Origin of the sequence: Pedobacter sp. HDW13 (assembly GCF_011303555.1) — a bacterium.
In the GTDB taxonomy this organism is placed as follows: domain Bacteria; phylum Bacteroidota; class Bacteroidia; order Sphingobacteriales; family Sphingobacteriaceae; genus Pedobacter.
The window spans coordinates 4,440,323-4,455,340 of sequence record NZ_CP049868.1; the positions used below are offsets into that span (position 1 = coordinate 4,440,323).

Genomic DNA, 15,018 nt, shown 5'->3' on the forward strand with positions numbered 1-15,018 from the left:
TTTTCAGTTGGCAATTAACAATTAGCCAGTTTAACAATTTATACAGTTAACCCTAATATGTTCAAACTCAATCTCAAAATCGCTTTGCGGAACCTTTGGAAAAACAAGGGCTATGCGCTAATCAATATTCTTGGTTTATCGATCGGGATGGCCAGCTGTATCCTCATTTTTATTTTTATTCGTTTTCAGTTAAGTTTTGATGAGGGGTATAGAAATTCAGATCGTATTTATCGGGTAGTTACCGATTGGAAGTACAATGCTTTCGACGATTTCTCTGCAGGTGTACCCTTACCTTTTACTGCGGCGGCCCGAAATGAAATTGCCGGCATAGAAAAAATAGGCGGCATAGCGCAAATAGATGAAGTTATTCATGTTAAGGACCTTACCGGTAGAGAAATTATTAAAAGTCGTGAGGTGATACATTTTGCCGAACCCGACTTTTTTGCTGTGTTCAATATAAACTGGAAATATAATAAAGCAGCCGAAACGTTAAAAGCCCCTAACAGTGTGGCCTTATCAGAAGCCACAGCCCTTAAATATTTTGGCAGTATAGAAAATGCAATTGGCAAAAGTATTACCCTGGGTACCAAAACACAATTAAAGGTTACAGGAGTATTTCAGGATATGCCTCAAAATAGCAGCTTCCCTTTAAAAATAGTAATCAGTTACCAGAACTTATTTAGTTATTATGGCAACAAGGATTGTTGGGATTGTATAAACTCCAGTTTAAGTAGTTACGTGTTACTTAAAGCAGGGCTTAAAAGCTCAGATCTGGATGGAGCAATGGCAAAATTCAATAAAAAATATTATACAGATAAAAAGATTGAAGGCAATCAGGTAAACAGGCTTCAGGCGTTAAAAGAGATCCATTTTGATGGACGTTACGATAATTTTATAAATACAACAATTGCCAAACAGCAAATTTATGGCCTGGCCATTATTGGTTTGTTTTTAATTTGTACCGCTTGTATCAACTTTATTAATTTAAATACGGCACAGGCAGTTAACCGATCTAAAGAAGTTGGGGTACGTAAAGTAATGGGAGGTAAACGCAAGCAACTTGTTGTACAATTTTTAACAGAAACGGTTGCCTTGGTTTTTATTGCCCTGCTGGTTGCCTGTATGATTAGCGAACTGGCTATACCAGCCATGCAGAATCTCTTCAAAAATCAGATTGTATTCAGTTTGTTTGGCCATCCGGTTATTTTTGTATTCATGACTTTGCTGGTTGTATTTGTTAGCTTGCTGGCAGGTTTCTATCCAGCTTTGGTGATGTCGGGTTTTAATCCGGCATTGGCGATAAAAAATAAAGTTACGCTCAATAACAACGGTTTAAGTTTGCGTAAAATCCTGGTGGTGGTACAGTTTGCAATTACCGTTATACTCATTATCGGTACCATTGTCATAGTAAATCAAATGGATTATCTGCAGCAAAAGCCATTGGGTTTCAATTCTGCGGCGGTAGTGATGGTGGGCATGCCAGGGGATAAGGTAAGTAAAGATAGGCGTGAGGTTTTTAAAGAAAGGGCTCTGAAAATACCCGGAGTGCAGTTGTTAAGTTATTGCCAGTCACCACCCTTATCTCAGGATGTAAATTCGACCAACTTTACTTTTAATGGAGCGATGAATAAAGATTTCGAAGTGAGAACCTGTAAGGCCGACGAAAACTTTTTTAAGCTTTTTGATTTAAAACTTGTTGCCGGTAAAGTTTTTATGCGGAGCGATACCGCCAATGGTTATGTGGTTAACGAAACTTTCCTTAAAAAAGTGGGGATTAGCAGTGCGGAAAATGCCCTCGGTAAAATGATTAATGCCTCAGGAGTTAACATTCCTATTGTGGGTGTTGTAAAAGATTTTAATGATAAATCGTTAAAAGAAAGCATTTCAGGTCTGGCCATTTCGGCTGATAAGAACCAATACTGGCAGGCCGCAATAAAGTTAGATGGAAGGCACCTGCTAACTACCATGAAGCAAATAGAAGCCTTATGGAATAATACTTTTCCAAATAGCATTTACCATTCAGGTTTTGTTGATGATCGGATAAAAAGTTATTATGAAAGCGAGCATGTAATGGGCGTACTGTTCAAAATATTTGCAGGTGTAATCATTTTCATTTCTTTTATCGGGCTGTTCGGCTTAATTTCTTTTGTGGCTATGCAAAGAACCAGAGAAGTTGCCATCCGTAAAGTTTTAGGTGCTTCTACCTTACAGCTGGTTAAAATGTTAAATGGGTCCTTTTTATTGATGGTGTTTATTGCAAACGTTGTAGCTTGGCCAATGGCTTATTTATTTGTGTCGAAATGGCTTTCTGGCTTTGCATATCGGATTGATTTAAGTATTTGGCCCTTTGTACTGGCCATGGTTGTATCCATGCTCATCACTTTAATTACCGTAAGCTTCCGCTCTTATAAAGCGGCCAATGCCAATACAATTGATGCACTTAAATACGAATAAAGCTAGAAGGTAAAGGTCCAAAGCAAAAAGCCAGCGTCTCAATACTTCGTACTTGATACTAGAGATAAAAAAAATGTTCAAACTCAACTTAAAAATCGCATTGCGCAACCTGTTTAAAAACAAGGTGTACGCAGCCATTAACATCGGCGGACTGGCCCTTGGGTTAACTGCGTTCTTATTAATGCTGCTATATATTAACCACGAAGAAAGTTACGATACCTGGTCGGCAGATTTAAAGAATGTTTACCAGATCAGAGAGAAACACAGCTTTTTTACGCCCGATAATCAGGATTACTGGCAGGAAATCAGTAATTCGAGAGTTGCGGCTTTAATAAAACAAAATGTACCGCAGTTTACTACAGTTACCAAAGTAGATCAGGAATGGGGGAATGGTTTTTCAGTTAAAATAGATCATGCCGATCCCATCCTAATAAAGGGGATTAAAGACGCCGATTCTGCCTTTTTTAATGTTTTTCCTTATCATTTTGTTCAGGGTAACGAAAAAACCGCTTTAAAAGAACCCAATACTGTAGTTTTAAAACAGGGTTTGGCCATTAAGCTCTATGGAACTGACCGGGTGCTGGGTAAAGTGTTTAAACTGGTTAGATGGCGGAATGATGAAGGTACACCATTGAAAATAACAGGGGTAATTGCAGATACGAATATGCCAGAAAGTGTAAGCTTTAATGCAATAAGCCATACCGGAGATCAGGACCACGATCCCGATCAGGTAGGTAGCTCACACTACAATCAGGTATATGCAAAATCAGCCAATTATATCGATACCTTATCGGCCAATAAAAGTTTGCAAAAAGTATATGTAGATTTTAAAAAGAAATCATTGGCTGCTGAGAAACGGAATTTTAATGACATTTATAAAAACGGAAGAACACCGGGGCTTAAGGCCATTCCATTAAAAGATGTTCATGCCAATCCACCTTTTGCAATTAACTGGTTAAATAAATTAAAACCTGTAATAGGGATTACTATTTTCTTACTGCTTGTATCCATTATCAATTTCGTTAACCTGGCTACAGCACAATCTGTTCAGAGAGCAAAAGAAGTTGGTGTAAAGAAAGTGCTTGGTGCCTACAAAAAACAATTGATCGTTCAGTTTTTAATCGAATCGGCTTTACAAAGTGTGGTTTCACTTTTTTTAAGTGTTATTTTAATCGAAGTGTTGTTACCGGCATTTAACCACCAGTTTAATGTTGAGTTAACTTTCTGGCACAATCAGCATTTTTTAAGTATTGCATGGCAGCTCATTGTAGTTTTTATTGTCGTAACACTCCTGGCTGGCTTCTATCCGGCGTGGATATTATCCGGTTATCACCCAGTTTCAGTACTTAAAGGCAATTATGAAAATAGCCTGAAAGGAATTGTGCTGCGTAATATTCTGGTAGTTTTTCAGTTCGGAATCTCTGTAACCTTTATTATTGCCATTGGAGTAATGCAAATGCAAACCAGGTACATCAGCAATAAAGATCTGGGATTTGAACGCGATAAATTGATTAATCTTCAAACAGGCTACGATCAGGATTTTGCCAATAAAATAAGGCGTATTCCGGGTGTTCAATACGTTTCTACTACCACCCAGGTAATGGGAAATGCTTTTAACAACAAAAGTGAAATTGTATATAAAGGCCGTGAAATTAATCTGAATGGTGTTACCGTTACCATGGATGCCCTGCAAACACTGGGTGTAAAGTTAATATCCGGACGGTTGTTTGCTAAAGAGTATAAACAAGATACCATTAATTCGGTTGTACTTAACGAAGCTGCAGCTAACCTGCTGGGTAAAAATATGGTTGGCCAAACCTACGGCAAGGTCGATTATGAAGGTAAAACCATTACCTTTCAAATTGTTGGTGTGATTAAAAATTACCACAATGAGGGTTTTGATAAAGCCGTATTACCTACTGTTTATAAAGTAACCAGCTTAGGGGGCACTTCTAATACCAATAACCTGCTGGTTAGGTTCGATACCAAAAACTATAAAGGAATTATCAATAAAATAGAAGCGGAGTGGAAAAAACTTTACCCCGATTTTCCTTTGCAATATCAATCTATGGATGAGGCCTTTTCTGAAATTCTGGAAGAGAATAAGCGGTTTATGAACATGATCGTGCTGTTTAGCGTCGTATCAGTTTCTTTATCGTTACTGGGCTTGTTTGCCTTATCTACCTTTGTTGCAAAACGCCGAACCAAAGAAATTGCTGTTAGGAAAGTTTTGGGCGCATCAAACATCCAGATTGTAAACCTTTTAAATAAATCCTTTCTGATTTTAGTAATAGTAGCTAATTTAATCAGCTGGCCCATAGCCTATATTTTAGTCAAAAAATGGCTTGAAGGTTTTGCCTACCGGATAGATATGCCGGTTTATCCATTTATGTTAGCCACTGTTATTTCAATTATTATAGCCGTTTTAACTGTAAGTATACAGGCAAGAAAGGCCGCTACCGGCGATCCGGTAAATGCACTTAAATATGAATAAGACCTGCGTATAGCGATTGGCGATAAGCGATAAGTTCGCCAAACGCCAAACGCTCTGCGCCCAACGCTAAAAAATATGATACAACTTACCAATATCGAAAAGTATTACGCCAACAAAGGCGTTAAAAATTATGTGTTACGTTTGGTAACCACAACCATTAATCAGGGCGAATTTGTTTCCATTATGGGCCCCTCAGGTGCCGGGAAATCTACCTTGCTCAACATCATCGGCATGTTAGAAGAACCAACCTATGGCACCTATAACTTTTTTGGCGAAGATGTAACCAGTTTAAACGAACGTAAACGCATCGAACTTTACCGCAACCACATCGGCTTTGTATTTCAGGCATACCATTTAATCGATGAAATGACGGTTTACGAAAACATCGAAGCCCCGCTTTTATATAAGAAAGTAGGAAGTGCCGAGCGTGCCAGCAGGATAGCCGATCTGCTTGATCGTTTTAATATTGTGGCTAAAAAGGATTTATTCCCTAACCAGTTATCGGGTGGTCAGCAGCAATTGGTAGGTATTGCCCGGGCATTAGCAGCACAGCCTTCACTTATTCTGGCCGATGAGCCTACGGGAAATCTGCAGTCGGCACAGGCCGAAGAAATTATGAGCTTGTTTAAAAAACTCAATGAAGAAGAGGGGATCACCATTATCCAGGTAACACACTCAGAAAAGAACGCGCAATACGGAAACCGGATATTGCATATTGCCGATGGGGTGGTAAAGGAAGACGTAGCCGTAATTGCTTAATATAATTTCGATCCAATTAATCCTTTTTATCTGTGGTTAACTACCTTTGCGTTATGCAAAAAACGTTTACCGACCAGATGGGGCGGGAAATTACCTTTAATTTTCCGCCGAAACGGATTGTCTCTGTTGTTCCCTCTCAAACCGAACTGTTATTTGAACTGGGGCTGGATACCGAAGTTATCGGTTTAACTAAATTTTGTATTCATCCGATAGAAAAGTTTGCTACGCGCACTAAGGTTGGCGGAACTAAAAAACTAAATATCGATTTAATTAAAGATTTAAAGCCCGATTTAATTATTGGCAATAAAGAAGAAAATACGCAGAGCGATATTAAAGAACTTGCAGGTTATTTTCCGGTGTGGATGAGCGATATTTTTACCCTCGATGATGCTATGAAAACCATTGGCCAGATCGGTGAGCTGGTAGATCGTGAGCCAGAAGCGGGTTATTTAAACCATTTAATTGCTGCCGGTTTTAACGATTTGAAAACACTTGCCTTACAACAGGGTATAGATAAGAAAGTGGCTTACCTCATATGGCGGAAACCTTTTATGGCTGCAGGCAAAAATACTTTTATCGATGATATTTTGTTAAGCAACGGTATGATGAATGTAATCAAGCAGGAACGCTACCCGGAACTAACACTCGAGGAACTGAAAACTTCAAATTGCGAACTGATTCTGCTTTCTTCAGAGCCTTATCCTTTTGCCGAAAAGCACATCGAAGAAATACAAGCTGCGGTACCAAATGCCAGAATTATGCTGGTAGATGGCGAAATGTTTAGCTGGTATGGCAGCAGGCTGGTTAAAGCTGTGCAATACTTTTTTGAGTTTCAAAAGGAATTATATTAAAGGCCTTGCTTTAATTTTCTTAAATTGTAGCATATTTAAATATACATCTTAACTATCATGAAAAAAATATTAATCCTATCCCTGTTTGTTGCAACACTTTCCGGCTGTACAACAATGAATAATGGCAAAAGTGCTGGTACTATAACTGTAAGTGGTAAAATAGAAAAATTGGGCATGTCAACCTTCCAGTACGGTACCCATTTACTAAAAGCTGAAAATAAAACCTATGCATTAAAAAGTGCCAGCATTAACTTCGATAATTACGTGAATAAAGATGTTACTGTAAAAGGGAAAAAAGTAGCTGGTTATCCGGTTGATGGTGGACCGGAGCTGATTGATGTAACCCTCATTAAATTCTAGGATAGAAAATAAGGGATGACCCTGGTTTAATCCAGTAAAGCCTGAATTTGATGCGTGATATGACTCTCATTATGCAAAATGTGAAAATATTTTTTTAGCCAGTTGTGCATCGGAAGTAATTAAGAAGGATGCTATCTGTCAGCAACACAGTGGTTTCTTTTTTAGGATGGAATTTAGTGAACGAAACCTGTGCTTAATTTATGTTTTCGTGTGGCATAATACAGTTTGATTATTCAATCTAATTTCTATCTTTGCAATCCTTAAAACATCCTAATGCGGAAGTGGCGTAATTGGTAGCCGCACCAGACTTAGGATCTGGCGCTTCACGGCGTGGGGGTTCGAGTCCCTTCTTCCGCACAACAATTTAAAAACCGTTTTGGTAACCCTGAACGGTTTTTTTATGGCATACACCCAGGTGTATCGGTTGATGTCTTCGCTACCGTACAGATGTGAAACGCTGGTCGGTGAGGACACCGACCAGTAGATCTTTATTTCGGTCGATGGAGACACCAACCGATAGCATAAATGCTATATTTTCTTTTAACCATTTAAAACTTTTGTGACAATATTTTTTGTGTCTGAAAAAAATGTCACAAAAAAAACGGGCACAACTTTGTGGCGGTTTTTTTCTTTATGTAAAAGTTGCCACAATAATTACAGATCAACACCAATATTGCCGGATGGAGTGCAGTAGATATTACTTTGTTGTATAAAAGCAGGAGGAACATCGAAGTGTTTTTCAATTTCCGTAGGCAGGAATAGAGGCAAAGTGCATTCAGAGCGCTTCCTGCGAAAAATTTTCTCCTTAAAAATTAGTGAGTTAGCATTTTTTTGAAAGAATAATCTATAAAATATTACCGATGCCTTTTGATTATTCAATCTTGTTTCTATCTTTGCAGTCCTTACAACATCCTAACTGCGGAAGTGGCGTAATTGGTAGCCGCACCAGACTTAGGATCTGGCGCTTCACGGCGTGGGGGTTCGAGTCCCTTCTTCCGCACAACAAGATAAAGGCCGTTTCGATTTAACATCGGAACGGTTTTGTTTTTTTAAAACATTGATTAATAAAAATTGATGTGCTGTTTAAATCGCGGAGCGATATATGAAATTTGTCTCAAATCTCATGTCTCAAATCTCAGGTCTAATTGCATATCTCAATCGCTAAAAAATGAATATTACACAGGAAAAAACCGGCAACTTAAATGCTGTTGTAAAAATCAAAATCGCACCAGCTGATTATTCTGGCAAAGTAGAAAAAGCCATTAAAGATCAAGCTAAAAAAGCACAATTACCTGGTTTCCGTAAAGGGATGGTTCCTGCTGCCCACATTAAAAAAATGTACGGTAAAAGCATTTTGGTAGAAGAGGTTAACAATTTGTTAAACGACACTTTATCGAACTACATCGCTGAGCAGAAATTAGAAATTTTAGGTCAGCCATTACCACAAATGGATGATGAGCGCGAATTTAAATGGGATAACACCGACGAATTCGAATTTGATTACGAGTTGGGTTTAGCACCTGCTTTTGATGTAAATGTTACATCTAAAGATAAATACACCGAATATGTGGTTAAAGCTGATAAAGAAACTTTAGAAAGCCGTATCAAAAATATCCGTCGTAGCTATGGTAAAATGACTAATCCTGAAGTTTCAGCTGAAGGTGATGTACTTTACGCTGAGTTAACTCAGCTAGGTGCTGATGGTGCTGTTTTCGAAGGTGGTATTTCAAGCACTGCAACACTTCGTTTAGACTTGGTTAAAGACAAGAAAATCCTTAAAACATTAGTAGGTTTAAAGAAAGAAGACGAAGTTACTGTTGATTTAGTAAAAGCGTTTGACGATGCTGCAGTTGTAGCTAAAGCTTTAAACATTTCTGAAGAAGATGCAGCTGATTTAAAATCTAGCTTCAAACTTTCAATTAAAAACGTAAACCGTTTAGAAGAGTCAGACTTAAACCAGGAGTTTTTCGATAAATTATTTGGTGAAGGTACTGTAACCGACGAAGCTGGTTTCAGAACTAAAATTACTGAAGAAGTAGAAAGCATGTTTAAACAAGATGCTGAGCGTAAATTATCAAACGATATTTACGAAGATCTTTTAAAGAAACACACTTTTGAATTGCCGGATGAGTTTTTACGTCGTTGGTTAAAAGCAACAAACGAAAAATTAACCGACGAAGAATTAGCTGAAGGTTATGATGATTTCGCTAAAAACCTGAAATGGACTTTAATCGAAAACAAAATCATTAAAGATAACAGCATCGAAATTAAATATGAAGATGTTGTTCAGGCAGCTAAAGCTAAATTAGACGCACAGTTCAAGATGTATAGCCCAAGCCCGCTTCCTGAAGATCAATTAGCACAATACGCTGTTCAGTTCTTACAGGAAAAAGAAAATGCAAACCGTGTTTTCGAAGAGGTTAAAGCTTTAAAAACTTTCGAACAAATTAAAACCATCGTTACTTTAGAGCAAAAAGACATTGATTACGATAAGTTTATAGCTTTAGACAAAGCGTAAGGGGCTTAGCGTTTGGCGCTTTGAAATTGACAGTCCTATTTCTATATTTAGTTATGGCTCAATTCAAATTTCAATCGCTGGAAGTTTGGCAGTTATCAATAGCAATAACTGATAAATTACTTGATGTAGCTGACCGATTGTCAGTTGATAAAAAATACAGATTTGCAGAGCAGCTCAATGGGGCTGCTCTTACCATATCTAACAATATTGCCGAAGGTTCAGGCACTGTTTCAAATAAGGAATTTGCTCATTATCTGAATATTGCACATCGTTCTACGTTCGAGAATGCAAATATTTTAGTAGTTTTAGAACGGAGAAAATATATTTCTGACATAGAGTTGAAGGATTATCTGGAAGAATTAGATAAATTGGCACGGAAATTAACCAACTTCAGAAAATATTTATTAAAGTAACCCGCGTATTTGGATAGCCTAAACGCTTATCGCAAAACGCCAAACTCTATAATCATGAACATAGACTCACAAGAATTCAGGAAATTTGCCGTTAAACATCAGGGAATTGGCGGTTTACACGTAGATAAATTTATTGCACAGGCTAATCTGAACCCTCAGAATATGACGCCATATATCATCGAAGAACGTCAGTTAAACGTTGCTCAGATGGATGTATTTTCGAGGTTAATGATGGACCGTATTATCTTTTTAGGTGATGCGATTTATGATCAGAATGCAAACATCATCCAGGCTCAGTTGTTGTTCTTACAATCGGCTGATGCAGAGCGTGATATTCAGATCTATATTAACTCTCCGGGTGGCTCAGTATATGCTGGTTTAGGTATTTATGATACCATGCAGTACATTCAGCCAGATGTAGCTACAATTTGTACTGGTATGGCAGCATCAATGGGCGCTGTTTTATTGGTAGCAGGAGCTAAAGGTAAACGCGCTGCTTTACCACACTCAAGAGTAATGATTCACCAGCCATCAGGAGGTGCACAAGGTGTGGCATCTGATATGGAGATCAACCTGAGGGAAATGTTGAAATTGAAAAAAGAATTATACGATATTATTTCAGAGCACTCTGGCCAAACTTATGATTGGGTAGAGAAAGCTTCAGACCGCGATTACTGGATGACTGCCGACGAGGCAAAAGGATTTGGTATGGTTGATGAAGTGTTATCGAGAAACGCAAAAAAAGATGGCGAAACAAAATAAAGAATCCCGCTGCTCATTCTGCCATTCTGGCAAGCATGAAACTTTAATGTTAATTGAAGGTATGGATGCATTTATCTGCGATAAGTGTGTTACCCAGGCCAATCAATTGCTTGCGCAGGAATTAGGAAGCAAAGGGACGAAAAATATTCAAGAGGCAATAAATTTATTAAAGCCTCTTGAAATTAAACAACACCTCGATCAGTATGTAATTGGCCAGGATGATGCAAAAAAAGTATTATCAGTTGCGGTTTACAACCACTACAAACGTTTAAACCAAAAGGTAGATAAAGATGAGATTGAGATCGAGAAATCGAATATCATGTTGGTTGGCGAAACCGGAACGGGTAAAACCTTACTGGCTAAGACCATTGCTAAAATTTTGCATGTGCCTTTCTGTATTTGCGATGCAACAGTTTTAACAGAAGCCGGTTATGTAGGAGAGGATGTGGAGAGTATTTTAACGCGTTTGCTGCAAGCTGCAGACTATGATGTAACTGCTGCCGAACGTGGTATTGTGTATATTGATGAGGTAGATAAAGTTGCGCGTAAAAGTGATAACCCATCTATCACACGTGATGTATCAGGTGAAGGCGTTCAGCAAGCATTGTTAAAGATATTAGAGGGTACAGTGGTAAACGTTCCACCTCAGGGCGGACGTAAGCACCCGGACCAGAAAATGATTCCGGTAAATACCAATAATATCCTCTTTATTTGCGGTGGTGCATTTGATGGTATTGAACGTAAAATTGCCAACCGTTTAAGAACACAGGCTGTAGGTTATAAAGTAAAGAAAGATGAAACAGTTTTAGATCTTAAAAATCTTTATAAGTATATTACACCTCAAGATTTGAAATCTTTTGGATTAATTCCAGAGCTGATTGGCCGTATTCCGGTGCTTTCACACTTAAATCCATTGGATAAAGAATCGTTGAGAAATATCTTAACGGCACCAAAAAATTCATTAATTAAGCAATATGTTAAGCTTTTTGCTTACGAAGATGTTAAATTAGTGTTTGATGATGAAGTTCTGGATTTTATTGTGGATAAGGCAATGGAATATAAGTTGGGCGCACGTGGTTTGAGGTCAATCTGCGAAGCGATTATGCTTGATGCCATGTTCGATACGCCAACCCAGACGGATGTCAAGGAATTGCATATCAATCTCGATTACGCGATAGAAAAATTTGAAAAGGCCGACTTTAAAAAGTTGCAGGCTGCTTAAAAAAATCAATCCTTCCCGTAATCGGGAGGGATTTTTTGTAAATACGCTTAGCGCATGGCGCGTGGCGCTAAACTTATTATTATGAACGAAGAAAAAGACGTAAAGAAAGATGAAGCCGCAGTAGAGAAAGCAAAAAAAGTAAAAGAAGTAGAAACTCCGGTTAAAGCCGGATTAAAATCTAAAGATGAGATTGTAAAGAACTGGCTGCCACGTTATACGGGCAGGCCTTTAGATCAGTTTGGCGATTATATTCTGCTTACCAATTTCAGTAAATATGTAACCATGTTTTCTGAGTGGAATGATAATGCACCGATTATGGGCTTAGATAAACCCATGCAGAGTGTTACGGCTAACGGGATAACCATAATTAACTTCGGTATGGGTAGTCCGCTGGCAGCAACCATGATGGATTTGTTGACGGCCATTAAGCCAAAAGCAGTTTTGTTTTTAGGTAAATGCGGTGGTTTAAAGAAGAAAAACCAGTTGGGCGATCTGATCCTGCCAATTGCGGCGATTAGGGGAGAAGGTACATCTAACGATTATCTGCCTGCTGAGGTGCCTGCATTACCGGCTTTCGCCTTGCAGAAAGCGATATCGACCACAATACGTGATTATGGACGCGATTACTGGACCGGAACCTGTTATACCACCAACCGCAGGGTTTGGGAGCACGACAAGGAATTTAAGAAGTATTTAAAAACATTACGGGCAATGGCAGTAGATATGGAAACAGCAACCATTTTTACGACAGCATTTGCCAATAAAATACCTGCTGGCGCATTGTTATTGGTTTCTGATCAGCCGATGATACCAGAGGGTGTTAAAACCGCTGAAAGCGATAGCAGCGTTACCGAGAAATATGTAGAAACGCATCTGCACATTGGTATCGATTCGTTAAAACAGTTAATAAATAACGGTTTAACCGTGAAACACTTGTTGTTTTAATATAAAGTTAGCAAGCCACAAAGACTCAAAGCACACCAGGAATTCATTTATTCTTTGTGTTCTTCGTGTCTTCGTGGTGTATCATTGCGTTATGCTGTGAACCCTGGTAAATAACCATACAATATCAAGTCATCTTCGCTATTGATATTGTAATTGCACCGGTTGTGTAATAAAACAATCCTGTCCGAAACATCGAGGATCGATTTGTATAAATGATCCGTTATAATAAAGCCTTTGTGCGTTTTGACGTGGTTGATGTGGTGTTTTAATTCTTCTACCCACAATGGCGATAATTGTGAAAAAGGTTCATCGAGCAATATATAGTCTGCATCACTGTAAATCATTAGCAAGCATTCTAAAAATCTGCATTCCCCACTGGATAAATTATAGAATTTCGAATTCAGATGATTAGCTATCAATTCAATTTTGTGTAATTCTGCCTGGTAAGTTTTGCAAAATATATTAATTGCTTTCGAAACGCTAATTGATGTAGGTATGAAGCTGTTCTGCGGTAGGTAAGATATATTTTTAGAATGGTAACCTTTGCTATATATCTTGTTGTTTATGTTAAGGTATTTGAAGTTTGCGTTTATACTTCCAAAAATAATCTTTAACAATGTTGATTTACCGGATCCATTCCTTCCTAATAAGCCTACTACCTCCCCAATCTCACAGTTTAAATAAACACTGCTTAATATTTCCCTATCTGCAAAAGATTGGTTAACGCTATCAATAAAAAGTCTTTGCATAGAAATGATATTATTAAGATTCCGATAAAAACAATTAAATCATACAAGACTAAGTTTGCCATTATTTGTCTAAAACCTACGCCCTGATTTTTGAAAAAGTATGCAGTAGATTTATAAAACAATAAATAAATTGCGACAGAAAACAGCCAGCCTGTAAGTTTGAAGAACATAGCTAAAGAGTAAATAGCTGATTCTTTAAAACCACCTAAAATAAAAAATACTGATATCAATAGACTTACCAGTATGTTCCATGCAAAAATAAGTTTATAAACTTGAATGGATTTTTTGAGTAGGCTAACTGACATGATTTAAAGATAGAAAATCATAACGGTAAAGTTAGTTGTGTTGCAAAAAAAAAAGACCCGCAAATTTTGCAGGTCTTTTTTTATGAAGATATTTTACTTATCCTAAGTAAGATTTTAAAATCTTACTTCTTGAGGTATGACGTAAGCGTTGTAACGCTTTATCTTTAATCTGACGAACACGCTCGCGTGTTAAATTAAATTTCTCACCAATCTCTTCTAACGAAAGTGGGTGGTTAGAACCTAAACCGAAGAATAAAACGATAATTTCTCTTTCTCTTTCTGTTAAGGTAGAAAGTGAACGTTTAATTTCCTCTGATAAAGATTCGTTAATTAATGAGCTATCTGTGTTTGGTTCGTGGTTTTCCAATACATCCAATAATGTATTTTCTTCACCCTGAACAAAAGGAGCATCCATTGATACGTGACGACCAGAATTACTTAAAGTGTCCGAAATTTTATCCACAGTTGTTTCCAAAATATCAGCCAGTTCTTCTGGTGATGGCTCGCGCTCGTATTCTTGCTCTAATTTAGAGAAAGCTTTACTGATTTTACTTAGCGAACCTACCTGGTTTAAAGGTAAACGTACAATACGGCTTTGCTCGGCAATAGCCTGTAAAATCGATTGACGAATCCACCAAACGGCGTAAGAGATGAATTTGAAACCTTTGGTCTCATCAAAACGTTTTGCCGCTTTAATTAAGCCCAGGTTACCTTCATTAATTAAATCTCCTAAAGTTAAACCCTGATTTTGGTATTGTTTTGCAACAGATACAACGAAACGTAAGTTGGTTTTAGTTAATCGCTCTAATGCAGCCTGATCGCCCTCACGAATCTTCCTTGCTAAAATTACTTCCTCTTCTGCTGTTATTAAATCTACTTTACCAATTTCGTGCAGGTATTTATCTAACGATTGGCTTTCACGATTGGTAATGGATTGCGTTATCTTGAGTTGTCTCATTTATACGTTTTGTGTGCTCTTTAATTATTGAGTGTGCAAAGTTACGAAATTGTATAGCATTCCGAAAGGATAATATGCTGAAAATGTTATCGTTTGCACAAGATTTTTACAGTTTTACTTATAGCAAAAATCATTCCAAATAAAATTGTGTCATTAAAAATTGTTAGGTGTTAATAATGATTAATATTCGGTTATTTTTTATTGTTTTGCAATATTTATATTTCGATT

The 15,018-nt window shown here is 37.7% G+C and carries 12 protein-coding genes and 2 tRNA genes; 12 read left to right on the plus strand and 2 right to left on the minus strand.

The genetic code is table 11. The annotated features are described in order from the left end of the window. Positions 1-57 precede the first annotated feature (57 nt). The 12 genes from G7074_RS18870 to G7074_RS18925 all read left to right on the plus strand — a co-directional run bounded on the left by G7074_RS18870 (position 58) and on the right by G7074_RS18925 (position 12,778). Positions 58-2,454, plus strand: coding sequence for an ABC transporter permease (locus tag G7074_RS18870; protein WP_124559593.1), 2,397 nt, complete (start codon positions 58-60; stop codon positions 2,452-2,454). 73 nt (positions 2,455-2,527) lie between these two features. Further along, positions 2,528-4,948, plus strand: a complete 2,421-nt coding sequence (locus G7074_RS18875) for an FtsX-like permease family protein (RefSeq protein ID WP_166210548.1) — start codon at positions 2,528-2,530, stop codon at positions 4,946-4,948. 75 nt (positions 4,949-5,023) lie between these two features. Further along, positions 5,024-5,707: an ABC transporter ATP-binding protein gene (locus G7074_RS18880; protein ID WP_124559595.1), complete on the plus strand. Its 684-nt coding sequence runs from the start codon at positions 5,024-5,026 to the stop codon at positions 5,705-5,707. 53 nt (positions 5,708-5,760) lie between these two features. Continuing rightward, positions 5,761-6,558, plus strand: a complete 798-nt coding sequence (locus G7074_RS18885; RefSeq protein ID WP_124559596.1) for a helical backbone metal receptor — start codon at positions 5,761-5,763, stop codon at positions 6,556-6,558. Positions 6,559-6,615: 57 nt separating this feature from the next. After that, positions 6,616-6,918: a hypothetical protein gene (locus G7074_RS18890; protein ID WP_124559597.1), complete on the plus strand. Its 303-nt coding sequence runs from the start codon at positions 6,616-6,618 to the stop codon at positions 6,916-6,918. Positions 6,919-7,193: 275 nt separating this feature from the next. Then, positions 7,194-7,275: transfer RNA gene (locus G7074_RS18895), tRNA-Leu, on the plus strand. A 561-nt stretch (positions 7,276-7,836) separates the two neighbouring features. Then, a tRNA-Leu gene (locus tag G7074_RS18900) sits at positions 7,837-7,918 on the plus strand. A 168-nt stretch (positions 7,919-8,086) separates the two neighbouring features. Further along, positions 8,087-9,436 carry a trigger factor gene (gene tig, locus G7074_RS18905; RefSeq protein WP_124559598.1) on the plus strand — a complete coding sequence of 450 codons (1,350 nt, stop codon included), beginning with the start codon at positions 8,087-8,089 and terminating at the stop codon, positions 9,434-9,436. A gap of 53 nt (positions 9,437-9,489) precedes the next feature. Further along, positions 9,490-9,849 (plus strand): four helix bundle protein, encoded by a 360-nt coding sequence (locus G7074_RS18910; RefSeq protein WP_124559599.1) that lies wholly within the window; start codon positions 9,490-9,492, stop codon positions 9,847-9,849. Between the two features lie 54 nt (positions 9,850-9,903). After that, entirely contained in the window at positions 9,904-10,611 is a 708-nt protein-coding gene (gene clpP / locus G7074_RS18915) for an ATP-dependent Clp endopeptidase proteolytic subunit ClpP (protein ID WP_124559600.1), read from the plus strand. Beyond that, the gene (gene clpX / locus G7074_RS18920) at positions 10,565-11,833 is read left to right on the plus strand and encodes an ATP-dependent Clp protease ATP-binding subunit ClpX (protein WP_370526539.1); all 1,269 of its coding nucleotides are present in this window, start codon (positions 10,565-10,567) and stop codon (positions 11,831-11,833) included. The genes clpP and clpX overlap by 47 nt, the downstream gene beginning before the upstream one ends. A gap of 81 nt (positions 11,834-11,914) precedes the next feature. Next, positions 11,915-12,778, plus strand: coding sequence for an AMP nucleosidase (locus G7074_RS18925; protein ID WP_124559602.1), 864 nt, complete (start codon positions 11,915-11,917; stop codon positions 12,776-12,778). Positions 12,779-12,867: 89 nt separating this feature from the next. On the opposite strand, the gene G7074_RS18930 is transcribed toward G7074_RS18925, so the two are convergent. Both G7074_RS18930 and G7074_RS18935 read right to left on the minus strand, forming a co-directional pair. Further along, positions 12,868-13,527, minus strand: a complete 660-nt coding sequence (locus G7074_RS18930) for an ATP-binding cassette domain-containing protein (protein ID WP_124559603.1) — start codon at positions 13,525-13,527, stop codon at positions 12,868-12,870. A 402-nt stretch (positions 13,528-13,929) separates the two neighbouring features. Then, positions 13,930-14,790, minus strand: a complete 861-nt coding sequence (locus tag G7074_RS18935; protein ID WP_010601359.1) for an RNA polymerase sigma factor RpoD/SigA — start codon at positions 14,788-14,790, stop codon at positions 13,930-13,932. Positions 14,791-15,018 lie beyond the last annotated feature (228 nt).